The organism is Ruegeria faecimaris (assembly GCF_900182615.1).
Taxonomy (GTDB): domain Bacteria; phylum Pseudomonadota; class Alphaproteobacteria; order Rhodobacterales; family Rhodobacteraceae; genus Ruegeria; species Ruegeria faecimaris.
In genome coordinates this window covers 40067-65114 of the sequence record NZ_FXTE01000015.1, presented here as the reverse complement: position 1 = coordinate 65114, position 25048 = coordinate 40067, and the positions used below count along the sequence as shown (strand labels likewise).

Genomic DNA, 25048 nt, shown 5'->3' with positions numbered 1-25048 from the left:
ATTCTCCATCTCGGCCTGGGCGATGCCCTGGGACTGAGGTGAAGTTAATTGGAGCTTTCAAGTTGCGGAATTTGGATACTTGGCAATATATTATTCAAAAATATGGAATAATATCTTGGACAGATTTCACGCGTTAAAAGTCTTTGTGAAGGTCGCCGAACTAAAAGGTTTCGCTGCTGCGGCCCGCGACCTCAACATGTCACCACCGACAGTGACCCGAATGGTTTCTATGCTTGAGGACAGCCTCGGGCTACGTCTTTTTGTACGCACAACGCGCTCAGTGATGCTGACTGATAGCGGGCAAAGGTTTTTTGAGGATGCCAGACGTATTCTGGCTGACCTTGAAGAGGCCGAGCGCGCCGCTGTCGGTTCCTATGCCGAACCGACCGGGGAAATTAGTGTTACTGCATCAGTCCTGTTTGGCCGTATGTTCGTCACTCCAATTTTGGGCGAATTTCTGGATCTGTATCCAAAGCTCTCAGCGCGCACGCTCTATGTGGACCGAGTGGTCAATCTGATTGATGAGGGTCTCGACGTCGGGATCAGAATTGGCAACCTCGCTGATTCCAGTTTGATGGCTGTCAGGTGTGGTACTGTGAGGCAGGTCGCGTTTGCTTCCCGTAAATATCTTGACCAATATGGCGAACCAGATACGCCCGATGATTTATCCTGCCATGCAATCATTAATTCAACTGCCTTGAATGCATCGGCCCAATGGCATTTTCAACGGGGCAGAAAGACTGTCACCAAACGCATGAGCCCACGCATCAGCATGAACACAAATGACGCTGTGATCGAGTTGGCCTTGCAAGGTCATGGTGTCGGGCGGCTTCTGTCCTATCAAGTCGCACCCTACATTGCAGATGGGCGGCTCAAGACTGTTCTAAAGTCGTATGAACCACCCGAAGTCCCCATCCATCTTGTGCATCAAGAGGGACGAACCGTGTCTGCGAAGGTGCGCACCTTTGTTGACTTTGCTGTCGGACGTCTAAAATCAGATCCCCTTCTTGTCGGGAATCAAACACAGGTCCAAAAGCAAGATTAACAAATGGGCGGGCGTCGCGCTATTCAGCCACTGCCGCGACCGAGGCGATCCATGCATTTGGCACAAAGGCATCATCCAACGCGGTTTCCGCCACATGGTTCGTATAGTTCGACAGGGTTTTCAACGCTGTGCCGAGGATGACTTCCAGCATAGATCGGCGTGTGTAACCAGCCGTCAGAAACGCTTCGACCTGTGCGTCGCTGGGCCAGCCTCGGCTTTCGTTGATCACGATGGCGAATTTGCGCAGTGCTTCCAATTTGGGGTCGGCGATAGGGCTGCCATCGCGTAACGCTGCGATCACGTCTTCGGGGACACCGGCCATCTGTGAAAGAGTGGTATGGGCGGCCATGCAGTACTTGCACCCGTTCAACCGGTTGTTAGTCATAAGGATGATCTGGCGCTCAGTCTCTGACAGGCTGGTCTTTCCAAAGATGCTGGAAAGTGTCGTATAGCCTTCCAAAATTGCGGGCGCTTCGGCCATGGCCGCATAAAGGTTGGGTACAAAACCATATCCTTTCAGCGATGCTTCCAGAATTGGTTTCGCGGCATCAGGGGCTGAGGCGATTGTATATGTCTCAAAATCAGTCATGTCTGGTTTCCTTTGGGAAGAGTTTTCGACACACGCGAATTGTCATTGCGGACAGGGTGTCTTGGAGAAATGCCGGCCTTTTGGGGAGGGGAGAGGCAGCGGTGGCTCCGACCGGCAAAAGCCACCAAATTCCTCGATCAAAGGCTGCCGACAGGCGTGTGGTGGATGTCTGCCCACTTGGCATGGGCGCCTTGGATCACGGTCTCTTTGTCCTCAAGGTACTTCTTGAAGATTTCTTCATTCACAAAGAGATAGAGCTTGTCGTCCACGATATCGGCATACCGAACATCGCCATCAAGCTTCTTGCCTACATAGACGCCAAAGGCGCAGAACCCGCCGAATTGAGGCAGATGTGCCGTCGGATCCGCCTCGAATGTGGCTTTCGCTGCCTGCGACGCAAAATAGTAGTCCACTCCATCATGGGCCGATGTAAAAGTGGCGTTGCCCATTTCGGGTATTTCGGCTTCAAACATCGATACAGGATCGACGCCATGCATGCCGAGGGGCTGCCCAGTCAAGGTAAGACTGTTCGAAACGTTGTATTCATCGTCAGCCAATGCCGCCGCCGCCAGGGCGAGAGTCAACGCTGTTGTAAGCGTGGGAAATGTAAAGATGCGTGTCATGATATGTCCTTTCAGGATGCTAGGATCAAATTTGAAGATCGATTTGGGTCAGGCCGATTGGCCAATGCGCTCAACCGCGTCGTCGGTCCACCAGACGCCGTTGGCGACCATGCGGAAGTTGATGATGGCGGCGAGATACCCGTCACCTTCAGGCACCTTGGCCCCGGCTGTGGCATCGCGAACGACAGCGACTTCGTAGCCCAGCTCCAGCAGCTCGTAGAGATGCGCCTGCGTACACAGGTTCGCCGACATCCCCGCGAGGATCACCTTGTCGATCTTGCGTTTACGCAATTGCAGGTTCAGGTCATTCTGAGCAGGGCTGTAAACCTTGTGTGGCGAGCAAATGATGGTTTCGCCATCCTCGATGTACTTCTTGTATTGCGGCATCCAGTCGGCACCTGAGCCCTCGAAGTTGTCCAAATTGAGCGGTCCCAGGCGGTCAAACATGCCGATGCTGTGCATCGTCGCTTCCAGAGTGCCCTCGAACTCCCATTTGTGGTCATGTGGGTAGTAATAGTGGGGCGAGATGAAGACCGGCATCCCCGCAGCCTTGGCGGCAATGAAAAGCCGTTCGATATTGTCGACCGTGCCCTGTTCGGTCACGCTTTCGCCAACGACGCCCCACGTCACACCGTCCTCTGACAAAAAATCAATCTGGGGGTCGGTCACCACAAGCGCAGTACGCCCCGGCTCGATGGTCATGTCGATTTGGGGAAGGCCTGGATTTTCCGGGTCAGCATAGTAGGCGCGTGCTTCGTCGGTCGCGGCAAGGGCCTGCCCGCCAGCCACTATTGTTGTACCTGCCGCGGCCGCACCGGCGGCTTGTTGCAAGAGTCGCCGGCGCGCCATATCAACGCGTTCGGGCGTGACGTCGCAAGCGCAGCTTGCTCCATGTTTGTGGTCATGATTGCTCATTGCAAATTTCCTTTGTCTGAGAGGGGCAAATGGGTTTGCTTTACTCGGCAGCGCCCCAGGTGGATCTGACAAAGAAGAAGTTATGCACCACATCGATTGAGGTATCGGCCCGCCCTGCCAAGGTTTTGGCCGAACCTGCCATGTGGTCTTGAGGTGTGTGCCTAGTCGGAGGTCGCTTGCTGCCTGAATCGTGCTGGAGCCTGGCCAACCCAGCGCTTGAAGGCGCGGCTGAACGTGCTCTGTTCCGAAAACCCGGTCATAAAGGCGATCTCGGCTATGGAAGCCTTACCGTCACGGAGCAGGTCACGAGCAAGTGCAACTTGTGCCTGACCAAGAACGTCGCGATAGGTCAGCCCTTCCTCGGCCAACCTGCGGTAAAGCGTGCGCTCGCTCATTCCCATCTCTTGTGCGACATGCGCTGCTTGCGGCGCGCCGTTACTCAGGGCCGGTGTAAGCCGGTGGACAATTGCTTGGCTCAGTGAGGTGTCGTCATCGCGAGAGTTGAACTCCTCATCCAGGTGCTTCGTCATGAAATCTGACAAGCCCGGATCGCCAAGACGATTTTCGCTTTCCAGCATAGCAGGGCGCATAGCAATGGCGTTGTGGGCGCTCCCAAATCGAACCGGGCACCCGAAATATTCGGCGTAACGCTCTGGTTCTTGTCTGCATGGATGCTGAAACGTGACATATGCGAGCGACAACCCATCACCCACAAACCGATGCATGTTCCTCGCAAAGGCCGCAAGCGCGCATTCGTTGCGCAGCTCCAAGGCAGCGCGATGTGATGTTTGTCCCTCAAAAATCCAAAGGACCGGATCGCCGGTTTCATCAAGTCTGTAAACTGCGGTGTCCGTTACGAGACGAAAATAACGCTCGATCCGTTGCAAAGATTGCCGCAAGGTCGGAGCTGTCTTTACGGCTAGGCCAAGGACGCCGAGATCATCGGTCGCAATCGCGTTCGCATAGGCCTCAACCAACGCGGCCTCGTCCGCTTGTTGCGTACGAATCCAATCGATCAGATCGAAATACGCATCATCCGCCAATTGGCCGTCTTGAGCTTCTGGTAGACGCAGCACGACAGCGCCATTCGAAATCAGGGCGCCATCGTCGTTTAGCGTCATCCCGGCGGCGTTGGCCATCGCGCGGGCGAATGCGTAAGTTACACTTGCCATACAGTGAGATTAGCACTGGAAAGCTCTTTCACGCCAGATCGTCCAACCCTGTGATAGGTATAATAAATAGAGACAGCCTCGATCTTCGGGCGCTTGAGGATAAATGCGCCAAACTGATAACACTCGTCATCAGGTTTTCTGAACGGTATCGTCCGAAAGCGTGCGGAAGCATGCAGCCATAGAGGTCATGGTAGATGGGCGAAATTTTCATATCTGTGCTGCTGCCGCTCGCAGTTGTTGTCATCATGTTCTGCCTTGGCCTCGGACTCACAGCGGCTGACTTTCAACGCATCGGACGACGTCCACGGGCCTTTTGCGTCGGCGCTCTCAACCAGATCATTTTGCTGCCTTGCATCGCTTTGATGGTGACTTTTATCTTTGGGATTTCCGCTGAGGCAGCCGTTGGCATCATGATTTTAGCGGCCTGTCCGGGCGGGGTGATCAGTAACATCGTGACCAAGCTTTCGAATTGGGATGTCGCTTTGTCCGTTACTCTTACAGCAGTCTTCAGTCTGACTTGTGTCGTTACCGTACCGCTCATCCTGGGGTTTTCGATGCAGATGTTCATGGGAGCAACTGCGCCCGCTATCGACATTTCTTCGACGGCTTTAGCAATGTTTTTTTTAACAGCTTCACCGATCCTAGCCGGGGTGATCGCGCGATCCTTGGCGCCGCGAATTGTAGCTGCGGTCGAACCAATCTTTAGCAAGGTCTCTATGCTACTTTTTGCGATGGTCATCGGAGGCGCTATCATTTCAAACTGGGTGGTGGTCGCGGATAACTACCTTAGGCTTGGACCCGCACTTTTTGTTGTAGGTGCGTCACTCACGTTTATTGGCATCATGAGTTCAGGGATGCTCGGATGCACAGACATCGAGGCGAAGACGATTTCAATTGAGACCGGCGTTCAAAACGGAGCTTTGGGAATCGCAATTGCCACTTTGCTGTTGCCTAACACCAATGGTTTAAGCGAATATGCCATACCATCCGCAATTTATAGCGTGGTCTGGATCGTAACAATGTTGCCTGTCTTCGCCCTGCTTGCGCGAAGAAGCCCAATTTCATGATCCTGACGCCTATTCGCTAGCTTTGGTTATGCGCTGAGCCAAGCCCCTTTGTTTCCATGCCAGAGCGCCGTCTGGTCAAAGAGCGATCAAGGAGCTCCAAAGCCCGTTGTGGAACGGCCGCTTTGGCGATTTTCCCTGTTGAAGGGAAGAGCTGTTGCTGCCAGTGCGGTGGATCCTGCGTCAGCGAAGGTGTAGACGCCAAGGTCAGTTTTGTCCGCAAGTCGGAATTGCAAAGTCTTGGATTAAGTGTCCGGATTGGGCTGGACCTGCCAAACATGCAAGCCGCGGAGAATGGCCGCATCGAGCCCACTTTGACCGATGCTGATCGATGCCCCAATGACAGAAATGCGCAGAAAGCTGACTTTGCACAGTATTGCGTACAGGTCGCAACAGAAGTCTATGTTCTCAGTATTCTGGGCCTAAGCTTCGCTGGCTCGGAAGTAGAGCAAGGGTTAAGATCAAAAAACTGATTGGAATATGGCGCGCTGGAGAGCTTTGAGCACCTACAAGACTTCTTGGCCATTTGCCCGCATCCGCCATGCGGTCATTCTCCGAAGAAGATGTTGGGGGTATCAAAAAAGGGGGAAGATTTGCGGTTTTAGTTTTCGGAACGACTTTCGATCAGTTCCCAACACCAACTGATCAGGAATGATAGCCCTCCGACTACGAAGACTACCATTGCTGCCGCTTCTATTCGGAAGACCGCAAACTCAAGCGTTGGGGCCGTCACCAACAGTGTGGCAATAGTAAAGAACATCGCGGTCCATAACGTGTTACCACCTATTCTGTGCACGCCTATGACAGCGGAAGCAAACCCAAGGTTCAATAGGCCTTGATGAGACAAGCCGCTGAACTCCAAACATAGGGCTGCCAAAGACCCAAGCGCCACGCCAACACCAAACCGCAATGCAGCATCAGGCACTTTTTGAAGTGGAGCCAAGACGCGGAATACGAACAACAACGAAAGCCAATAGGATTTTTGGTTTCCGATTACGTGAGCGAGAAACGACGTTAGACTCATGCCGACAATTAAGAATAGCCAAACAGAAATTGCTTCCTTGAAAGTCATGGGAGATCGTATTGCTGAACCCGCCAAGTTAAGCCAAGCGCTGAGCAAACTACCGACTGTTGCCGCGGCCAGAAAAACCAAAACATGAACGGCAATACGCTCGTCGGGTGGGATCAGTAAGTACAAGAGCAATCCGTTCAATGCAGGAACTGTCGCAAAACCACCGTTCTTGTACCCTTCAAAAGCAGCCCAACTAATCAAGACAAAACCACACAGAAAGGCGATCCACTGAAGCGGGAAGAGTGTGCATAACAGTATGCTCACCAGCACCATCGCAAACGTTCTGGCGTTAGAAACAAGACTAGAAAAGACAGACCCTAAAAAACCAGCTGAATAACCCCCGACTGCCGCGATACCACCAAACGCAACGACCTGACCGCCGAGCAGTATGACGAGTACGGCTGTTGTACATATTGCCAACGCCGTACTCCAAGAGAGCAATCTTCCATCGAACTTAGTCGGCACCCTTGCTCCTCCAACTAGAGGCTCTTCGTCGTGAGTTCACTGTAGTCCATACGAAGCAGACCCTTTGAATATTCTGAGAATTTTCACTGGTCCCAAGTTTTTAACAGGTCAGTGTAATGCCATAACAGCTCGCATAGTATTGCGATGGGAGGCAGTCGGTCTGCACTATTTTTTGGCAACAGAAGCCCATTGGGTAATCCATTGATTGAATTCTCAGCCTTGTGCTATTGGGCGACGGGCGCCCAACCAGCTCTCTCTAAACCTTCAATAAATACCGCGCTTATCCGACGGCGAAGATTGAAATGATCTGATCAGGCTGCTCTGAAATTGAACCCAGACTTCTGAAAGGTCTACGCGGTCACCACGTCTTGTATCGGTTGGAGTGGCAAGATTGAGTATTTCGGTTGCCTCAACGCCGACAGATCACACAGATACCCCGCAGAGCTCAGTCGCAAAAGTCTTGCGGTATGCGCCACAGCTCACATCGCCAGCAATTCCTGATGAATTGCGACCATTGCCCAAGTGTCGCGCGTGCAATACGCCACAAGATCAGCATATACCTTAGGGCTGCAAGCGCAGTGGGAGAATTGAATTTGATGTGTCCTTGAAGTGAATTAGACTAAGAGCCAACTGTTCAGATAGCTCATTAAGAGGACATCATGGCAGCTCCTTTAGTCCAAAACTGGGAACTGACTGCCGCCATCCAGGACATAGCAGATTGGCTGGTTCAACAGGGCTTAGAGAATGCGCCTGTGGAGCTCTGGCTTGAAGCATTCTGCAACCGTCTTGTTTCGGCAGGAATTCCGCTTCAAAGAGCAAACATCACTGTTCGCGCTCATCATCCCGAGATTGGGACTGTCGCTTTTCGCTGGCACAGGGATGGCGGTCATGAGCGAGAGAACTTTGTCCGAAGAACGGATGCGCCTGAGGAATACGTTCTAAGCCCAATTTATTATCTTTTGGCAAACAACGTTGAAGAGATCAGACAAGATCTGACAGTCGAAGAACCCGCGCTCAACTTTCCGATCTTCGACGAACTTCGCGAGCGCGGTGCCACAGACTACTTCGCTGTTAAACGGTTCTTCCTTATACAGGATAACGCTATGCCTGTTGACCCAATGCAGGCCGAGGAAGGTGCCATTATTTCATTGACGACCGACGTGAGCGGGGGCTTCACGAGCCAGCAACTTGACGGTTTGCGTCAACTGATATCTCCGCTTTGCCTGACGCTAAAATGTGGGGCAAACAGGCTGATGGCTGAAGACATAACCGCCGCTTATTTGGGCAAAGACGCCAGCAGGCGCGTTCTTTCTGGGGACATCACACGAGGTTCATCCGAAACGATTTCGGCGGTGATTTGGTATTTTGATTTGCAAGGATTTACCAAATTATCAGAAGCGCTTCCGGGAGATTCAATCATAGAATTGCTAAACGATTACTTCGCAGAAGCTGTTGACGTGGTCGAACGGAATGGCGGTAACGTTCTGAAATTCATGGGAGACGGTATGCTTGCCATCTTCGATATCAATCAAGTTCCGGACGCGCGCCGGCTCGCAATTCACGCGGCAGCGGAGTTGCGAGATACCTTTGAGGAACTCAACCAACGACGACAAGCGGATGGTTTGCCAACGACCGGCTTCACTCTTTCGTTGCACGCAGGCGATGTTCTTTACGGCAATATTGGCGGTAGGTCTCGCTTAGATTTCACAGTGGTCGGCCCAGCGGTAAATACAACTTCGCGCATTTTAGGTATGTGCAGTGCGCTTGATCAGAACATTGTTATTTCCGACAAGGTGGCGGGTGACTTGGCGGGCTCCATTCCAAGTCTTGTTTCCCTGGGGCAATACAGATTGCGCGGTGTTGCTGAAAGACAGGAGCTGTTCACGATAGACTAACTGCCGCTATTTGGAAGCTGCCGCAATGGGGTGTTGACCTGCGTCAAAGCAAAGGTAGCCGGATTGTTACTAGGTTGGTTTGCACATGGAACAGAACTGTTGGATCAAGCACCCGCGCAGAGCGGCATTCTTGGTCATAGTGATTGCATTGTCAGGGTGCATGGGCAGGCACCATCAAGGCAATTGGCATGGCCACGGCTTAGAAGGTTGCTATGGACCTCACCACGACGTTGATCGCGAGGTCCATTGCCGAGCGCTCGAGTGAACTTGAGCCATATTCTTGCTTGTTAGCTACAAGGATGGAGACGCCAACGTGCGATCAGTCTGGTTATGCTCGCGGAACGACGCCATCGGCAACGTAGCTGTTATGATTGCCGCGTTAGGCGTCTGGGGCACGGCAACAGGTTGGCCTGACCTAATAGTTGCTGCGATCATGGCAAGCCTCTTCTTGTCATCTTCGTACCAGATCATTCGTCAGGCTCTTGAGGAACGGCACGAGGAAGCAGCGCATGAGCATAGAACAGCTGGGACAAGCTGACATTCGCTGCGGAGGGCAAACTACACAGGTATGGGCTCCACGCGGTCATTTGCAATATCGCGATGTATGTCCACTTTGCGGACTTTTCTGCCGACGCTTAAAGCCTTGCGCATAACACTCAAGCGCGGCAAAGCAGTCTTTGGTTCAGCGCTATTGGTCTATTTGGTCATTGCCAAGCTTGGTTTGCCCGGACGAGACAGATGAAGATCGCATCTGTTGGCTCGCGGCGTCGAGGGCACCTCCGCTCGCCGGGCCGCGCAGCGGCTGAATCAGCATTCGGTCGAGCCAGAGGTCTCGGCGTGTGCGAAACTGCTTGATGCCGATTTCCATGCTTTTGTGCCCCTTCTTGGGTTGCGCAACGTAAGTGCCTAGAAGTCGGTCCCACCACGGTAGATTAAAGCCAAAGTTCGAGTTGGTCTCGCTTGGATCGACTGAATGGTGGACTCGGTGCATGTCTGGAGTGACGACGATCCATCTGAGAATTCGATCCACCGGACGCGGCAATTCAATGTTTGCGTGATTGAAGAGCGCGGTAGCGTTCAGGGTCACCTCGAAAAGGAGCACGGCGACAGCGGGCGGCCCCAAGGTTGCTACGACCGCTAGCTTGATCCCCATCGAGATGAGGATTTCTACCGGATGGAAACGCAAGCCAGTAGTCGCGTCAAAATCAAGGTCGGCGTGATGCATCCGGTGCAGACGCCAAAGCCCCGGTACGGCGTGGAACATCACATGCTGAAGATAAATAGCGAGATCTAGAAGCAGCATGGAGACCACGATGGCAACCCAAACCGGCGCCTCGATGTTATTGAAGAGCCCCCATCCGCGATCCTCGGCCATGGCTGCGAGACCAACTGCGAGGATTGGAAAGGTCAGCCGCAGGATGGCGGTGTCGAGCACCACGAGCGCAAGGTTGTTTGTCCATCGGATAACGCGCGGAATATCCCGACTTCGCCGGGGTGCGGCCACTTCCCAAAGTGCCATCGCCGCCAGGACGGATAGGAAGGCAATAATGCGGATAGTTGGTTCAGCAGCTAGGATTGTGTCGGACATGGACATCCACTATTCGGGTTTCCGTCGCGATAGAATTGCAAGCTGTTCTAGGCGACGACCGTTCCAATGTAACGCAGACATGCAAGCGATACCATCTGAGGGCGGCTTGGTCCGCAAGGCGGACATTCAGCGGAATTAACCGAACGTCTGCTTCGAGCCCAAAGCAGAAACGCCATGCGATTAAGCAGAAGAACCTGCTAGCACCAAAAATCAGTGGTCAACAATCTTACTCAATTTCCGAGGATCGCGCCCAGAGATTGATTTCCTCTTCCGAGCTTACCTCGTCAATCTTAGCGAGTTCCGCTTCGGTAAATTCCAAATTCTGGACCGCGCCTACGCAATCCACGATCTGCTCAGGTCGCGAAGCGCCAACAAGGGCTGTCGTAATCCGGTCACCTCTCAGCACCCAAGCAAGCGCCATCTGAGCTAATGATTGACCGCGTGACGCCGCTATGTCGTTTAGAGCCCTGACACTCGTCAATGAACGTTCGTTGATCATGCCGTCCAATAAAGACTTGCCTTGGGTCGCACGACTGTCTTCGGGAATGCCGTTCAGATACTTCGATGTCAAAATACCCTGGGCAAGTGGCGTGAACGCAATCGATCCCACGTTCAATTCGTCAAGCGTATCCAACAGCCCGTCCCGCTCAACCCAACGGTTGAGTAGGTTATACGACGGCTGATGAATCAGGCACGGCGTGCCAAGGTCTTTCAAGATGGCCAGCGCTTCGCGCGTTCGTTGCGAGTTGTAGCTTGAAACTCCGACGTAAAGTGCGCGCCCAGAGCGCACTATATAGTCTAAGGCCCCCATAGTTTCTTCCAGAGGGGTATCTGGATCGTAACGGTGGGAATAAAAGATATCTGCGTATTCTAACCCCATCCGCTTGAGCGACTGATCACAAGAGGCCACAAGATACTTTCGTGATCCCCACTCCCCATAGGGGCCCGGCCACATATCATACCCTGCCTTGGTAGATATGATGAGTTCGTCCCGATAGCCTGCGAAATCAGTTTTTAAAATTTCACCGAATGCTTCTTCCGCCGATCCCGGTGGTGGGCCATAGTTATTTGCTAAATCAAAGTGCGTTACACCCAAGTCAAAAGCAGTGCGGCAGAGATCGCGCTTTGTCTGGTGCGGGGTATCCCCACCAAAGTTGTGCCATAGCCCAAGGCTTATCGCGGGTAGCTTTATGCCAGACTGCCCACAACGGCGATAGACCATTTGCTCGTAGCGGTCCGGATTAGGAAGAAATGGGCGTGGCCGAGGCTTCGGGGGGCGTTGTAATTTGCTCATCTGTCCATAATCCGAGATCATCACCCCGTGTCAATTCAACGAGATAGTAATCGGCTATCAGCGAAGCCTGACGTATAGACGGAACATGCCTAAGGCATTGCCAGCGCAGATTGTCAAACTGCAAACTAGTCCTCGAATAACGCGCGAACCTTCGACATGTCATAGGCATGTTCCGTCAGGTTTTCAGGATCCCATTCGCTTCGCTCAGCTTCAAAAAAATCCCCGCCGTATACGTGGATTGCTCCGGTCAACTTGGGGATAGGGTTTGTAACCGAGTGAATGAGGTCCTTACCAAGCGGAGCATATTCACCCGTCGACAATGCTCGAGCCCCCGCCGCTTCAATGCGTCCGTTAGGGTCATCTGCTACGCGCCGCCAAAAAATGTTATCTTCTCGGCCACCATAAATACCGATCACGGCCCACATTTCGTGATTGTGGGGCATTATGGTCATTCCTGGCTTCCATACGACGTTGACGATTGTCAGATCACCTGACTTGTAAATGGGAAAGATACCGCTTTCGGTCGGCTCTCCCAAGGCTTGCGTCACGCCCGCGGGATCGCGCATCGCCCGGTCCACCACCTCAGCCACCGATTTGTGAGACGCGTCCTGATCTACTGCGGTCCGGCAGTCCGCTACAAACTGTTCCATGTTCCACATATCTTCAGCCCTCAATTGCATACGATAAATGCAACAGGGTAGCACATGCTGTAAAATAGACGAAATTGGGACCCAGATTGCAGCTGCATGTATCGGGCATCTAAGACTTCCAATGACTGCTTGGCTTGCTTAGCGTTCTTTCGCCAGATCGGGGCGGATGTCTAATTTGCGGAACCATCCGTCGATTGCATCGCATAAATTAGGCTGTCTGTTTGCTTAATCGAAAATGCGGTTGCCCTGCTCGTCGATCACCTGTTTCGCCTTTGCGATGCTGAAGCTTTCGCCCTGATCCCGGGTCTCAAAAACATCCGCCCGGATCACTGTATGGGTCTTGCGATTTCCGCCGATGGTCTTTTCGATACGGGCTAGAAGGCGGTACTTGCCACCTTCGGGCATCAGGTCCGGAAAGATTTCGAACCCTCTGTAAGAGACTGGCTCCGGCTCCGACTTTTCACCACCACCGAAGATTTTAGAGAAGAGGGACATTGGGCGGCTCCTTTCAGCGTTGCTATGACGGGAGACTAGCGCCGCTTAGGACAGGCGTGAAGCATGTCGTGCTATCACAACATTTGCCTTCGATCCGTTGGCACGCTCCTTGCGTTGCCTAGTACGTCCAGATCCGCGGTAGAAGTCCATTCCCCACACCACGCTCCCTCGTAAGACTGTCCAGACCGCCATTCTGACACGCCGCCGCCGACGACCGCTTTGAGCCCAAAACCGACACCGAAGAAAATGCAAGACGACGCCAAAAAGTAGCGTCGCCCGATAGTCGCGGCTGTCGCTTTATTCTACCAGTTCCAGATCACCAGGACGCCAGGTCTTGTCGAACCAAGGCTCGAGCGGTCCGTAGAGGCGCATCATCACGTTGAAGCTTTGCCCGGGCATGGTTTGCGTCCAGTTGTTCTCCCAACCTTCTGGGGCTTCCGGGCCAAAATAGATGCTGGTACTCCCATCCTCATTCGGCTTTATCCCCGGTCGATTAGAGTCGATACCACCGGATTCCAGGTCAGTTTCAAGGATCGACCGTGTCTGTCCGCTATACAACATAAACGACGCAAAGTTTTTCGCGGGAACGGGTGCCGGGAGAGTTACCTTGTAGGTTTTTGAGCCATCCAGGTACTGTCCGTTGTTGTCTCGCGCCGTCATCGCATAGACAGACCCCGTACCGACCGGTGGCGAGGTCATCGCAGGCGTTATGCCCGTCGCCATATAGAAAAAGTATGAACGGTCATCGAGTATGCGTGCACCGTCCTCAAGAAACAGATAGCTCTGACGTTGAAACGGTGAGTTCCATTGCCGGTCTTCATAAAAGAAAACTCCCGGATCGCGCGAGGCATACGTAATCGCTCGCGCCGTGGCGTTTGCTATCGCTGCTGCCTCCTTGAAAATGGCCTGCATACGGGCTTCGGGTTCGAAGGGCTCGCCCTTCCTGATCCCTATGGAAGCAAACGTTCCTACAATTTCCGGACTGAACGCACCAATTGGATTGTTTTCGAGCGCGACGTGGATCTCTTCAAAAAAGTCTTCGTTGTTCGCGTGAACGGTGTTGTGTTGGACGCCTGAGATATTCAGGAAAGTTTCCGCGGGTGGATTATCTGCTTCACTAAGCGGATATACATTCAGACCCGCCTTGATCTCGGCAACGGGCCCAGCTGTATCTCCGTCTGCGTCCGGTGAGCGTCTCAGCAACAACCAGTGCTCGTTTGTCTTGGTGCGAAGCTCGAAGAACCCGTCGGGCACCGGCGTTTCATCATCGTTGTGCAAGAGTAGGTATTTGCCGCCTTCTCCCTTATCCGCGCCGAGCGCCCCGATATCCGTCACGTAGTCAAATGCGGCATCATCCAGCAACCCAAGCAGACCTGCCGGAACCTCAATCACCATCGGGCCATCAGAGATATCGACATTCGAACCAATGTAGATTGTGGTGGTATTGGGCGTCAGCCAGATGGATCGCGCGTCCAGCAGGTCTTCTGCAATCACGACGTCATTAGGATTGACGCCTAAGTCCTCGTACCCCTGAAACATAGCCCGAAGCGAAGCGATTTTCATACCATCTAAGAACGCCGTCGTAGCCCTAATCAGATCAAGGTTATCGAAGACCTTCTCCACCGTCTCGGGCGATGGCATACCATCGAAGAATTCAAGATCACCAAGCGTCTGGGTCTCGACTCGGTCTGGAGTTAGAATATTGTCAGGCACGTCGGCTTTGAACTCTTGGGCTGTAGATTGCGATCCGACTACTAGTGCGAACAGCAAGGCAACTGACTTTGCTTTCACTATTACCTCCATTGGTTTTTTTGGTTTTGTGGTCAGTTTACTTTTTCGAGATCTCCCAACATCCAGCCACTTTCCAACCAACCGTCTTGCGGCCCGTAAAGGCGGAATAACAGGAAGTACGGCTCTGTGGTTGGTATCCAGTTGCTTTCCTTTCCGTCCGGAGCCTCTGGGCCAAAATAAATGTCGTAGGAGCCGTCTTCATTAGCCTGCATCGCATCAGTGTCGCGCTCGGACAAACCGACAGGATCAACGTTCCGAATGAAGCTCTTGGTCTCCATCGAATAAACAATCACGGACCAAAAATCGTCGGCAGGTGTGTCCGCTGGGACGTTCAGTCTATAGGTCTGATTGTGATCGTACATTTCTCCGTCGCTGTCGCGCAGACCTGTCAGATAAAATGTACCTCCGCCCAGTTGTTTCGGCAGGTATGTAATCCAGAAATAACTGCCGCCCGCACGCGCATCCACAAGGACTTCGGTCTCTGTCTCATACGGGAAACCAGCCTCCGGTTGACCTTCGGCGAATTCCCAAATCAGCCACTGGCTCCTCATCTCGCCGCTATCGTCGACCCAAAGTGGGATCATGGCTTTCCCAGGCGTCACAAAGTAATTCTGCATCGAGGCATATGCGAGCAGCAAGCCCTCGTTCATTGCCTGCATCTGAAGTTCACTTGGCTCGAAAGGCTTTCCCTTTTCGATCCCGAGATCTTTCAAAAAATTTACCATAACCTTGTCTTGTGGACGTATCGGGTTGTTTTGAACGTAATCGTTCAAGTCCTGAAAGAAGGTCTCGTTGTAGTAAGGAAGCGAGTCGTACGGGACTTCGGACGCTTCGAAATAGTTGTTTGGCGGTGGATTGTCGGCCTCAGACAAATAGTAGACCTTTATTGTCTGAGCGTAGTCGGCCGCATCGGCGTCCGTTCCGCCATTCGTCAGTTTTGGCCGGAACGAAAAACCATACTCGTAGGTATCTGTTTCAAAGGGAAGGTATCCCGCCTCAGTTAATTCCTCTAGGGACATATCCCCTTCGTAGCCTGGGGGTAGCATGAGGTACTTGCCGCCGGCACCTTCATCGAAACCATCGGGACCAACGTCCACGATAGGAACATCCCAAGCATTCACGATTGTACCGAAGTAGTTCACCTTGTCGGTAGCTGCGGGCACTTCAATGACAAGGGGACCGGGTTCGGAGGTCATTGAAGCCCAAGCATAGGCCGTAACATCGTTAGCCGTAAGAAACCCATGTTTGGAATCGAACGGCTTGTTGAGATAAATGATGTCGTTGTAGTCGCCACCGAGGTCGCGGCGAATACCCTTCAGAAAATCGATCATACCAGCGGCGGGCATTCCCCAGATGGCCGTCTGAGTGGCGCGCTGCACCATGATCTTGTACTCGATGTCCTCGACCTCGGCTGATCGTGCAAGGATGTCGCCCGTGTCGTTGAAGGACTGGGAGAAAACTGGTGAAGCAGAAATCCCTGCGCCGAGCACCATTCCCAAAAAATGCATCGAAAAACCGCCGTGTAATGGCCGAAGTATTTTCATATTGCAATGCTCCCTGCTGTTTAGGGAAAGCTTGCACATCCGTTCAGCCGATGCGTATCATTTCACGACACGCGGGCGAACAAGCGGGTTGACGGATTGAACCTACCACCGATGATTTCGGCCAAGGCCTTGGGCGCGATGCCCCAGTTTGTGCTTGAGGCCGCAGGGGAAAGGCGCCTGTTGCGTGCTTTTGACTCGGCCGATCTTCCTGTTCACTTCATTGAGGAAAGAGGCGGTTACATCTCGGAGCATGCCTTGGCGACCTTTGTGCACGAAGCCGCACGATCCGCGGGACAACAAAACATCGGATTGTTGTGGTCACCGTATCTCACCGTCGCTGATTACGGCGCCTGGGGGAGCTACGTTCTTTCTGCTCCAATGCTGGGGGCAGCGCTAATACGAGCTTCTGCCGTCATGCCATTTCATTCGTCCGCGGATCGCGCGTGGCTTGAAACTTCGGGCACTAGCGCGCGTTACTGTTATCGTTTTGGACTTCGCTCGCATTTCGCGTATCCGGACATCGGTTTCTCGGCCGTTGGGGTTTTTCTGAGCATATTCCGCGCGTATTTAGGAAACGACTGGAAGCCATCGGCCGTGCTCTTGGACTTCCCGAAGGTTCCTGGATTTGTCGAGGCAGAAGACACCTACGCTTGTCCTGTAATCTGGAACGCCACCCGGCTTGGGGTTGAGTTTGATGCATCGACTTTGCGAGCCGAAGCCACGCCCAAAAAACTTAGCGGCGGCTCGACAACTGTCGGAGATATTTCTCGTGAACGATTGGGCGGCCCCCCCCAAACACTTCGAGGACAAGTCGAAGAGGTGGTTTGGCAACAAATTCATCGGGAGGAAATGTCGATTGATGCCACCGCGCGTTCGCTCGATCTTGGCGTTCGCACACTACAACGGAAGTTAGCAAGCGAAGGGGTTCGTTTTCGCGAAATCGTCAACGATGTTAGGGTAGCAAGGGCCGAGGAACTCCTAACGGATACGCGCGAGGCAGTCTCCAGTATCTCCTCCATGCTAGGATATGAAACCGCAAACAATTTCAGCCGTGCATTTAGGAAGTTGACGGGACTGGCGCCCTCTGACTATCGCAAGATGAACTCCGACCATAGTTGACTTGTGGGTCGCGAGACCAGTCTTCGAATTCCTGCTTTGTCCGCTTCTTTTTTTCCTTGACCCAATTTATCGTCGTGGTGCGCAAAAAGGGGTGATTGAGCGAAGTAAGTCGGCCTAGGTTCTTTCGCGGGCTTCATGAAAGTCGCGGTTGAAGAGACCCCCATTGGTGTCACAGTCGCCCCAATTGGTGCTGCAAATCTTTTGTCCATACTTAATTGTCGTCGGTGATGCCCCAAGGAAGTGCCAGACGTGCAGGCATTGATCAGACGTTCGAACGACCGCAGCGATAGGTGTGATGACAGAAGGTCTCGTGTTGCTACTTACTCTATGGCGACAACACAGGTGCGTGGCTGTCACTTCCAGCTTGCAGCTGCATTTTGGTGCGATCTAATCGCCTTATTCGGCCGATTGTCACCAAGTGTTGTCAGAACTTTCCTGGATACAGGTTCATCATGTTATGCACGTCAAGCTCACTCGAAAACGCATCGGGATTACTCCAGATCACGTCATTAATATAGTCGCGTTCCGCGTGAAGATCGTTGGCTGTAGGCCGCAGCTTCCGGGTTTCGGGGAAGGCTCTTTTGGTCCAACCGAACAGTCCACCAAATACGGCCCAGAGGCTGGGTGACATTGTATGGGAAGCCATCTCATGGTCCTTTCCGAGTTAATTGCGCTGTCGCAACAACAGTAACTGTTCTCCCGTTTTTCTGGTATCCGGCACAAAATTGTGCTGTTCTACAAAAATGAAGAACGGGTTCCGAAATTGGTCGGATATTCGTGTGTTCCTCTCTGTCTTCAGAGAAGGGTCGACGCTTGCGGCCTCTAGAAAGCTAAAGGTCTCCCAACCAACGGTTGCCCGACGCATTGATGTTCTCGAAAGAGAAACAGGCTTGACGCTTTTTGAGCGCGGTACGCACGGGTTCAAACCAACCCCAGAAGCCCTTCGCCTCGTTCCCCTCGCCGAAGCAATCGAGACTTCAGTCCTTGAATTTGCCGATTGCGCGAAAGAATTGACGTCGACACAACCCATCCGTATCACCGCTTACTCAGCAAACTTCTCTGCACGCATGATTGAAATCGTAAACGAGTTTTCCGCCGACAATCAGGATGTCGCATTCGAGTTTTTGTCCAGCGTTCGGGCGCTGGACCTGATGGCGGGCGAGGCCGACATTGCTTTGCGCCTTGCAAGAACTGAACCTGATCCTGACCTGATCTGTCGTAAGATCAGCACGGCCCGCTGGTCTTTGTTCGGCAGCAGAAATTACGCGGACAAATTTGGCTTACCGGGGTCAACGAATGATCTGGCCGGGCATCAGTTTGTTACCTTTCAGCGGGACGATGTACCAAATGTATTCCACGAATGGTTGACCAATCACGTGGAGCCGGACCAGATCGTCATGTCTTTCACTGAACTGGAGCTAATGCATGCGGCGATCAGGTCAGGGCAAGGCCTTGGGATCAGCAATGTCAAGCTGGTGGAAACAGACATGTCTTTTATCCGATGTTTCGACGAAATCCCCGAACTTGCGGTGCCGCACCTAATGCTCATTTCGCCGGAAGCCTATCGTCGGCCAGAGGTTAGAGCCTTCGTTAAGTTCTTCGCACCTCGCTATGCGGCAATCTACAAGTAGTTATTTAGGCAAAAAAGGATTGAGAACACGCGAACAAGCTAGTTTGCATGTACGCCACGACCGCAATTGCGAATAGAAGCCTTATGTGGCGAGCCCAAGGATACTTTTGAAGATGACAAAGGGAGGTCGAATTGATCGCCGCGCCCAAGTCGCTGCAAACCGCCTTAACTCCGACATGCCATCACGTGGTGCATGACCAGGTTAAGAACTTCAACATCGTTCTGGTTAAATGTCTGGTATCGGAATTTGACCGTTCCCCGGTCTGGCTTCGAACGTGATGGTGTAATTGCCTCAACCGTGACGCGCACGCTGATCGTGTCACCGGAATACACCGGAGCCAGCCACCGTACCTCGTCCATACCATGTCCACCCAGATTGGTGCCGGTAAGTACACCAGTGTCGCGGAACAACCTGAAAGTAAGCGCTATTGTTTGAAATCCACTGGCGATGAGGCCGCCGAAAATCGACTCTGCGGCAGCCACTTTGTTAACGTGGAAGGGCTGCGGGTCATGAACCAGTGCGAAGTCAACAATCGCTCCCTCGGTCAGCGTAACGCCACCGGTTTCGAAAGTTTCGCCAACCGACAAATCGTCGATGTATTTTCCGCTGGCCATGGCAAAAGTATAGTTTGATGCACACTCAACCGTCAACGCGGAGCCACGCTCGGCAGCCACTAATGCCGCATTGTCATTCGACTATGGCAAAGATCGTAATTGAGAACTGAGCCAGTGGTCGTTGACCTATGCCGCGGCGACAAAAAGGTGCGCTTCTTGCGGTACGTGCAATACGCCTTCATTGTCATATCTAGACAAAACGTCTGCAACCTCTTCCACGACCTTGTTGGTGACGTCATCACCTGCATCCCTAAGATCAGTTTCGATTGGCAGCGCCATGATTTGCGCACGAAGGTCAATAAATCTTCGCTCTAGTACCAATGGCTCGTGACGAGCTATCTTAAAGCCTGCATCGACCAACAAGTTCGAAATGAGGTCCCCATCTCGAAACGAAAAAGGCGCTCTGGCCTTGATTGCGGCATCTGTTCCAACATGCTGTTCGAGAGCTTTTGCAAGTGCTCCATTGAAGGGCGACACAGCGCGCCAACATGTCAAAAACAGCTGACCGTCATTGCGCAAGATCCTATGAACTTCTTTCAACGCGGCGGATTTGTCGGGGAAGAACTGAAGCCCCTGTTGTATGAAGGCATAGTCAAACGTAGCGTCTCCGAAAGGTAACTCGGTTACATCTGCTGCATACCACTCGAGCACATGACGACAATCCAGCTGATTGGACTGCGCGACCTCAATCATGGTTTCGTTCAGATCTACGCCAACAACCCGGCCTTCGCCCGTCAGTTTCCTTGCAATCTCTCGCGTCAAAGCCCCGGTGCCGCATGCAATGTCGATAACACAAGTGCCGCTTCGAAGCTGAACCTTCTGCATTGTTGCTTCAGCCAATGGGCCGAACATCGCAGGCACACTATGGTTGTTGTACTTCTGCGCAGCTTCTTTGGTCAGCCGGAAATTGTCCGTCATCAAAAATATCCTCCTAGCAACGCGTCAATAATTGGATCACCCAAAGTGACCCAAAATCGTAGTCTCACGAGGTTTCAACCGGCAGGCTCTCATCGGCGCTCCATTCAGCCCAGGAACCATCATAGAGGCGCGACTTGTCGAACCCCATGTGGCGAAGCGCAAGGAGACCGCAAGAGGCGGCAATACCGCGACCGCAATACGCGATAACCTCGTCGTCGGTTTGAATTCCCTTGTCCTGATAGTGCTGAAGGAGGCGGAGGCGATCCGCCAACCTGAATGAGCCTCGTTCCTTTAGTTTCGCTGCCCGCTCAGCAATGGGTGTGTGTGCCAAATCCGGATCGATGTTCGATATCGCCGGTATGTTAACTGCACCGGGGATATGTCCCGAGCGACCTCCCCATGTGTGAACACCGTCGCCTCGGAAGAGGTCGTTTGGCAGAAAGTCCACAACTCTGACCTCAGGCATTCCTATCGCGTCCAGAACGTCAGTTTTGCTGGCAATCCAATTGCTCTGCACCTTGGGAGCGAAGTCGCCAGGCTCAACGGATGGATCGCCAGTTTCAGTGGGTCGACCTTCGAGTTTCCATTGCTGCAAGCCGCCGTCCAAGACCTGCGCGTTTTTATGGCCATAGTGCGAAAGTGCCCACCAAAGACGCGCTGAAGCCAACGGAAGCCCGGAATCATCGTAGACCAAGACATGACTGTCGTTGGAAACACCCAACTCGCGCATCTTTTTCCCAAAATCCTCTGGCCCGAGCATCATATCGGGAACGTTCTGATTGCTGTCTGCAAGCTCCGTCGACATGCCTACATACACGGCGCCGGGAATGTGCTCGGCTTGGAACTCGCTCCTATCGTCATAGGCCAAGCCTTTGCCGTTTTCCTCCCTAAACTTCCAGCGAACATCAATGATGCGTAGTTTCGGGTCAGTCAGGTTATCTGCCAACCAAGCCGTATCAATGAGCGGGCGAGTTTGGGTTGTCATACCTACGTTCTCCTCTAACCGGACGCGGGCCGGGCCGTATGGAATAATCCCCAAAATTGCTTTCGGAGTCCAATTTTAGGAAATTGGGATTTGATGAAGCAACTATGGTTTGAATGGCATTTCGATGATTTCATGAGACTTCTGAAAGAAACGGATGCTGAAATCAGGGCGCCTCGCAACGTCGATTTCCTTTGACTCGTTTATGGCTAGGCATGCTCATATAGCTCACTGACGGACAGGTTTGGTACAGATAGTGGAAGGTTTGGATGCTTGAAGATCGGTACGGAAGCCCGCTAACGACCACATCACAAGCTGCGCGAGACGCCTACGTTGAAGGCATCGACCGTTTTCTGGGTGCTTTTGATGATGTTGAAGAAGCTTACCGTTCTGCAATGCAGGCAGATGATAGTTTTGCCATGCCCCATGTTGGGCTTGCGCGATACCTTGTTACCGTCGGGCGTGGACAAGATGCAAAGCGTGAAATAGCCGTCGCAAAGGAACTGTCGCATGGCGTCAGCTCGCGCGAAGCCGCCCAGATCGACATTATCAGCGACCTCATTGAGGGGCGTGCACCGCAGGCTTACAGGCGCATCCGGGATCACGTCGCTGACCATCCACGAGATATTTTGCTTGCTCAGACCTGTACCAGCGTATTTGGCTTAATAGGGTTTTCAGGTCAGGCTGGACGCGAGGCGGAGCAGCTTGCGTACACGACCATGTTAAAGCCACACTATGGCGACGACTGGTGGTTTCTCTGTCAGCATGCATTTGCCCAGATGGAGGCCGGACAGATTGGCCCGGCCGCGGAAAACATCGAGTGCGCACTTGAGTTGAAGCCAGACAGCGCACACACTGCACATGTCAGGGCCCATCTCTACTATGAGAACGGTGAGACGGACGCTGGCTACGCTTATCTGCGCGAGTTTTGGCAAGACTATCCCTCCACAGCGTATCTGCACTGCCATCTCAGTTGGCACGTCGCTCTGTGGGCGCTTGAGAGCGGCGATGTGGCGGGTATGTGGAAGCTGTTCGATGATTATGTTTCCCCCGACCGACCTCCTGCGCCACCACTGAACGTTCTGACTGATAGTGTGGCAATTGTTCACCGCGCCTTTTTGGCTGGCGAGCAAATTCCCCAGGAGCGTTGGCAACAACTCAGCGACTATGCTGTTGAGTTCTTTCCTTCACCTGGCTTGGCTTTTGCGGATGTTCACGCTGCTCTTGCGCATGCGATGGCTGGAAACAGAGAGCGTCTGGAATCAACCATTGACGGCGCAAAGGGACCCGCAGGCCCCACCGTTGTTTCTGTCGCAGGCGCATTCCGTGCGTTGGCGGATGGAAATGCGGATGAAGCGATTGAGAAATTCGTAAGTGTCATGTCTGAGCACGAACGCCTTGGTGGTAGCCGGGCGCAACGCGACATTATTGAGTTTTCATTGGCGCATGCGCTGGCAATTTCGGGACAATCGAATGAAGCTCAACGCATTCTCAACATGCATCGACCGCATACCTCTCACGACCATGCAGTTGCCACGCTAGAAGAATAGGGTCCCCCGTATTTTTGACGCCCGCAATGAGCGCAAATTACAGGTTTTCAACGCCACTTTGAACGTAAGCTGTCGCACGACGCTACTAGGTCCCAAAAGTGTTAGTTGGCGGAAAAGAACAATCTGACTGCTGACATCAGCTTTCTCAAATGCCCGTCTTAGGTGTGCAAGCGGTGATTGTGGTCTTGTCGGCGGGCTACTGTGGAGGGATTGGACCGCCCGTCACTCACGCGGCCGACAAGTTGATCAGTTGCCAAGAAGAGTGCTTCGATCAAATGGGGCTCATATAAGTCGGGTCTATGCCTTTGGTCGGCTTTGATGTCGCCAGTATCGAGAAACAGCCCATTGTGGTAAACTCCTCCCTTTAATTAGGGGGTTATTGTGATGGAATACTATGATCTCGGTCGCTACAGCCGAAAGATCACAACCTCGTCGGACGAAGCCCAGCTTTGGTTTGATCGTGGTTTGGCTTGGACTTACGCGTACAACCACGAAGAAGCGATTGTATGCTTTCAGAATGCCGTGGCTGCGGATCCAAATTGCGCAATGGCGCACTGGGGCATCGCGTATTGTATTGGGCCGAACTACAACAAGCCCTGGGAAACATTCGAAGAAGACGAGAAGCCTGACTGTATCGCCTTGGCGAAAGCGTCAATCGAGGCTGCTGCCTCGTTAAAGGACCGGCTGACGCCTGTTGAACGCGCGCTAATCGATGCCATTCCAGCGCGTTATCCATCCTCGTCGGATATTGAGGATTTCAGCCCGTGGAATTACGCCTTCGCTGATGCGATGCGAAAGGTTCACACCGAATTCGATCAGGACCTGGACGTGTCTGCGATTCTGGCCGAGTCGCTCATGAACCGGACACCCTGGCAACTTTGGGATTTGCCGACCGGAAAGCCCGCCGAAGGGGCCGATACGCTCGAGGCAATATCCGTGCTCGAAAATGCGTTCGATACACTTTCCGGAGCATGGGAGCACGCAGGACTATTGCACATGTACATTCACCTTATGGAAATGTCGCCCCACCCCGAACGGGCACTGCGTCAGGGCGATGTGCTCAGCACGCTGGTGCCCGAGGCCGGGCATTTGTTGCACATGCCGACCCATATCGACGTGTTGTGCGGAGACTATATGAACGTGGTACTGCGCAATCACAAAGCCATATTGGCAGATCGCAAGTATCTGAAGCGCGAAGGCCCTGACAATTTCTATTCCGTCTATCGGTGCCACAACTATCACTTTAAAATATACGGTGCGATGTTCTTGGGGCAACCATCGGCAGCAATCGAAGCTGCCGATGAGCTGATCGACACCTTGCCGTCAGACACTCTTCAGCCGATGGCGGACTGGTTTGAAGGCTTCATTCCAATGAAGCAACATGTGCTGATCAGGTTTGGTCGCTGGCAGGATATTCTCAATCAGGATCTGCCAGAGGATGAAGAGCTTTACAGCGTGACCATTGCCATGATGCGGTATGCAAGGACGGTTGCCTTGGCCAACCTACACAGGGTCGCCGAAGCCGAGAGTGAAAAAGCCAAGTTCTATGATGCTCTGGCCAGAGTTCCTGAGACCCGAATGCTGTTCAACAACACATGCCGGGACATTCTGAAGGTCGCTGAGCAAATGATGCTGGGTGAGTTGGCCTATCACACAGGAGAGCACGAAACGGCCTTTGACCACCTGCGAAAGTCAGTCGAGATCGACGACAACTTACCATACGACGAGCCCTGGGGCTGGATGCAACCCACCCGTCATGCGCTGGGTGCTCTTCTTCTTGAACAAGGCCAGATGGAGGAAGCCGAATCTGTTTACCGTGCAGACCTTGGCCTGGATGCAACGCTTAGCCGGGCCTGTCAGCATCCGGGCAACGTCTGGAGCCTGCATGGTTTGCACGAATGTCTCACCCGGCGCGGTGAAACGGTCGAAGCCGCCCATATTAAGCTACAACTGGACAAGGCCGCTGCCCGCGCCGAGGTGCCGATAAAGGCGTCGTGTTATTGCAGGCAGAAGGCTTTGGCCGCCGAGTAAT

23 protein-coding genes and 1 pseudogene are annotated in these 25048 nt (G+C 53.0%); 9 read left to right on the top strand and 15 right to left on the bottom strand.

Features of this window, described 5'->3' with window-relative positions; all coding sequences use genetic code 11:
- Positions 1-79 precede the first annotated feature (79 nt).
- Positions 80-1045 (top strand): LysR family transcriptional regulator, encoded by a 966-nt coding sequence (locus FN806_RS17770; protein ID WP_246097326.1) that lies wholly within the window; start codon positions 80-82, stop codon positions 1043-1045.
- Between the two features lie 19 nt (positions 1046-1064).
- Here FN806_RS17770 and FN806_RS17765 read toward each other — a convergent pair whose 3' ends face one another.
- The 4 genes from FN806_RS17765 to FN806_RS17750 form a co-directional block, all read right to left on the bottom strand.
- The gene (locus FN806_RS17765; protein ID WP_142639617.1) at positions 1065-1634 is read right to left on the bottom strand and encodes a carboxymuconolactone decarboxylase family protein; all 570 of its coding nucleotides are present in this window, start codon (positions 1632-1634) and stop codon (positions 1065-1067) included.
- A gap of 137 nt (positions 1635-1771) precedes the next feature.
- Positions 1772-2257: a YHS domain-containing (seleno)protein gene (locus FN806_RS17760; RefSeq protein WP_142639615.1), complete on the bottom strand. Its 486-nt coding sequence runs from the start codon at positions 2255-2257 to the stop codon at positions 1772-1774.
- Between the two features lie 48 nt (positions 2258-2305).
- Complete coding sequence (locus FN806_RS17755; protein WP_058282012.1) at positions 2306-3172, bottom strand: cysteine hydrolase family protein; 867 nt, start codon at positions 3170-3172, stop codon at positions 2306-2308.
- A gap of 161 nt (positions 3173-3333) precedes the next feature.
- Positions 3334-4311 carry an AraC family transcriptional regulator gene (locus tag FN806_RS17750; protein WP_246097325.1) on the bottom strand — a complete coding sequence of 326 codons (978 nt, stop codon included), beginning with the start codon at positions 4309-4311 and terminating at the stop codon, positions 3334-3336.
- A 227-nt stretch (positions 4312-4538) separates the two neighbouring features.
- Between FN806_RS17750 and FN806_RS17745 the strand changes: the two genes are divergently transcribed.
- On the top strand, positions 4539-5411 hold the full coding sequence (locus FN806_RS17745; protein WP_142639611.1) for a bile acid:sodium symporter family protein: 873 nt from the start codon (positions 4539-4541) through the stop codon (positions 5409-5411).
- Positions 5412-5467: 56 nt separating this feature from the next.
- Positions 5468-5881, top strand: a complete 414-nt coding sequence (locus FN806_RS17740) for a hypothetical protein (RefSeq protein ID WP_142639609.1) — start codon at positions 5468-5470, stop codon at positions 5879-5881.
- Positions 5882-6009: 128 nt separating this feature from the next.
- On the opposite strand, the gene FN806_RS17735 is transcribed toward FN806_RS17740, so the two are convergent.
- Entirely contained in the window at positions 6010-6945 is a 936-nt protein-coding gene (locus tag FN806_RS17735; RefSeq protein WP_142639607.1) for a hypothetical protein, read from the bottom strand.
- Positions 6946-7604: 659 nt separating this feature from the next.
- Here FN806_RS17735 and FN806_RS17730 point away from each other — a divergent pair.
- Complete coding sequence (locus FN806_RS17730; protein ID WP_142639605.1) at positions 7605-8840, top strand: adenylate/guanylate cyclase domain-containing protein; 1236 nt, start codon at positions 7605-7607, stop codon at positions 8838-8840.
- A 280-nt stretch (positions 8841-9120) separates the two neighbouring features.
- A pseudogene (locus FN806_RS17725) lies at positions 9121-9378 on the top strand (cation efflux transmembrane domain-containing protein); the annotation flags it as partial.
- Positions 9379-9528: 150 nt separating this feature from the next.
- Here the strand turns inward: FN806_RS17725 and FN806_RS17720 are convergent.
- From FN806_RS17720 to FN806_RS17695, 6 genes are all read right to left on the bottom strand, one after another.
- Positions 9529-10428, bottom strand: coding sequence for a sterol desaturase family protein (locus FN806_RS17720; protein ID WP_142639659.1), 900 nt, complete (start codon positions 10426-10428; stop codon positions 9529-9531).
- Between the two features lie 226 nt (positions 10429-10654).
- On the bottom strand, positions 10655-11722 hold the full coding sequence (gene mgrA, locus FN806_RS17715; RefSeq protein ID WP_142639603.1) for an L-glyceraldehyde 3-phosphate reductase: 1068 nt from the start codon (positions 11720-11722) through the stop codon (positions 10655-10657).
- Positions 11723-11847: 125 nt separating this feature from the next.
- Positions 11848-12372 (bottom strand): cysteine dioxygenase family protein, encoded by a 525-nt coding sequence (locus tag FN806_RS17710; RefSeq protein WP_246097323.1) that lies wholly within the window; start codon positions 12370-12372, stop codon positions 11848-11850.
- A 225-nt stretch (positions 12373-12597) separates the two neighbouring features.
- Positions 12598-12867 (bottom strand): HlyU family transcriptional regulator, encoded by a 270-nt coding sequence (locus tag FN806_RS17705; protein ID WP_142639599.1) that lies wholly within the window; start codon positions 12865-12867, stop codon positions 12598-12600.
- 297 nt (positions 12868-13164) lie between these two features.
- Positions 13165-14658 carry a DUF1254 domain-containing protein gene (locus FN806_RS17700; protein WP_142639597.1) on the bottom strand — a complete coding sequence of 498 codons (1494 nt, stop codon included), beginning with the start codon at positions 14656-14658 and terminating at the stop codon, positions 13165-13167.
- Positions 14659-14690: 32 nt separating this feature from the next.
- A complete protein-coding gene (locus FN806_RS17695) occupies positions 14691-16202 on the bottom strand; it encodes a DUF1214 domain-containing protein (RefSeq protein WP_221929498.1) in 1512 nt (503 codons plus the stop codon).
- A 111-nt stretch (positions 16203-16313) separates the two neighbouring features.
- Between FN806_RS17695 and FN806_RS17690 the strand changes: the two genes are divergently transcribed.
- Entirely contained in the window at positions 16314-17321 is a 1008-nt protein-coding gene (locus FN806_RS17690; RefSeq protein WP_142639595.1) for a helix-turn-helix domain-containing protein, read from the top strand.
- Between the two features lie 424 nt (positions 17322-17745).
- Here FN806_RS17690 and FN806_RS17685 read toward each other — a convergent pair whose 3' ends face one another.
- Positions 17746-17967: a hypothetical protein gene (locus tag FN806_RS17685; RefSeq protein WP_142639593.1), complete on the bottom strand. Its 222-nt coding sequence runs from the start codon at positions 17965-17967 to the stop codon at positions 17746-17748.
- Positions 17968-17989: 22 nt separating this feature from the next.
- On the opposite strand from FN806_RS17685, the gene FN806_RS17680 reads away from it, so the two are divergent.
- A complete protein-coding gene (locus FN806_RS17680; RefSeq protein WP_142639591.1) occupies positions 17990-18952 on the top strand; it encodes a LysR family transcriptional regulator in 963 nt (320 codons plus the stop codon).
- Positions 18953-19116: 164 nt separating this feature from the next.
- On the opposite strand, the gene FN806_RS17675 is transcribed toward FN806_RS17680, so the two are convergent.
- The 3 genes from FN806_RS17675 to FN806_RS17665 all read right to left on the bottom strand — a co-directional run bounded on the left by FN806_RS17675 (position 19117) and on the right by FN806_RS17665 (position 21469).
- Complete coding sequence (locus FN806_RS17675) at positions 19117-19626, bottom strand: MaoC family dehydratase (RefSeq protein WP_221929497.1); 510 nt, start codon at positions 19624-19626, stop codon at positions 19117-19119.
- A 66-nt stretch (positions 19627-19692) separates the two neighbouring features.
- Positions 19693-20484, bottom strand: coding sequence for a class I SAM-dependent methyltransferase (locus tag FN806_RS17670; protein ID WP_142639589.1), 792 nt, complete (start codon positions 20482-20484; stop codon positions 19693-19695).
- Positions 20485-20548: 64 nt separating this feature from the next.
- A complete protein-coding gene (locus tag FN806_RS17665; protein WP_142639587.1) occupies positions 20549-21469 on the bottom strand; it encodes a sulfurtransferase in 921 nt (306 codons plus the stop codon).
- A 266-nt stretch (positions 21470-21735) separates the two neighbouring features.
- Between FN806_RS17665 and FN806_RS17660 the strand changes: the two genes are divergently transcribed.
- Positions 21736-23016, top strand: a complete 1281-nt coding sequence (locus FN806_RS17660) for a tetratricopeptide repeat protein (RefSeq protein ID WP_142639585.1) — start codon at positions 21736-21738, stop codon at positions 23014-23016.
- 384 nt (positions 23017-23400) lie between these two features.
- Entirely contained in the window at positions 23401-25047 is a 1647-nt protein-coding gene (locus tag FN806_RS17655) for a tetratricopeptide repeat protein (protein ID WP_142639583.1), read from the top strand.
- The last annotated feature ends 1 nt before the right edge of the window (position 25048 follow it).

Coding starts and splice junctions, on each gene's coding strand:
- FN806_RS17740 (WP_142639609.1), top strand. CDS start 5,468: ATGCCAGAGCGCCGTCTGGTCAAAGAGCGATCAAGGAGCTCCAAAGCC.
- FN806_RS17705 (WP_142639599.1), bottom strand. CDS start 12,867: ATGTCCCTCTTCTCTAAAATCTTCGGTGGTGGTGAAAAGTCGGAGCCG.
- FN806_RS17695 (WP_221929498.1), bottom strand. CDS start 16,202: ATGAAAATACTTCGGCCATTACACGGCGGTTTTTCGATGCATTTTTTG.
- FN806_RS17755 (WP_058282012.1), bottom strand. CDS start 3,172: ATGAGCAATCATGACCACAAACATGGAGCAAGCTGCGCTTGCGACGTC.
- mgrA (WP_142639603.1), bottom strand. CDS start 11,722: ATGAGCAAATTACAACGCCCCCCGAAGCCTCGGCCACGCCCATTTCTT.
- FN806_RS17750 (WP_246097325.1), bottom strand. CDS start 4,311: ATGGCCAACGCCGCCGGGATGACGCTAAACGACGATGGCGCCCTGATT.
- FN806_RS17660 (WP_142639585.1), top strand. CDS start 21,736: ATGCTTGAAGATCGGTACGGAAGCCCGCTAACGACCACATCACAAGCT.
- FN806_RS17685 (WP_142639593.1), bottom strand. CDS start 17,967: ATGGCTTCCCATACAATGTCACCCAGCCTCTGGGCCGTATTTGGTGGA.
- FN806_RS17720 (WP_142639659.1), bottom strand. CDS start 10,428: ATGTCCGACACAATCCTAGCTGCTGAACCAACTATCCGCATTATTGCC.
- FN806_RS17690 (WP_142639595.1), top strand. CDS start 16,314: ATGATTTCGGCCAAGGCCTTGGGCGCGATGCCCCAGTTTGTGCTTGAG.
- FN806_RS17670 (WP_142639589.1), bottom strand. CDS start 20,484: ATGACGGACAATTTCCGGCTGACCAAAGAAGCTGCGCAGAAGTACAAC.
- FN806_RS17710 (WP_246097323.1), bottom strand. CDS start 12,372: ATGGAACAGTTTGTAGCGGACTGCCGGACCGCAGTAGATCAGGACGCG.
- FN806_RS17730 (WP_142639605.1), top strand. CDS start 7,605: ATGGCAGCTCCTTTAGTCCAAAACTGGGAACTGACTGCCGCCATCCAG.
- FN806_RS17745 (WP_142639611.1), top strand. CDS start 4,539: ATGGGCGAAATTTTCATATCTGTGCTGCTGCCGCTCGCAGTTGTTGTC.
- FN806_RS17760 (WP_142639615.1), bottom strand. CDS start 2,257: ATGACACGCATCTTTACATTTCCCACGCTTACAACAGCGTTGACTCTC.
- FN806_RS17655 (WP_142639583.1), top strand. CDS start 23,401: ATGGAATACTATGATCTCGGTCGCTACAGCCGAAAGATCACAACCTCG.
- FN806_RS17665 (WP_142639587.1), bottom strand. CDS start 21,469: ATGACAACCCAAACTCGCCCGCTCATTGATACGGCTTGGTTGGCAGAT.
- FN806_RS17765 (WP_142639617.1), bottom strand. CDS start 1,634: ATGACTGATTTTGAGACATATACAATCGCCTCAGCCCCTGATGCCGCG.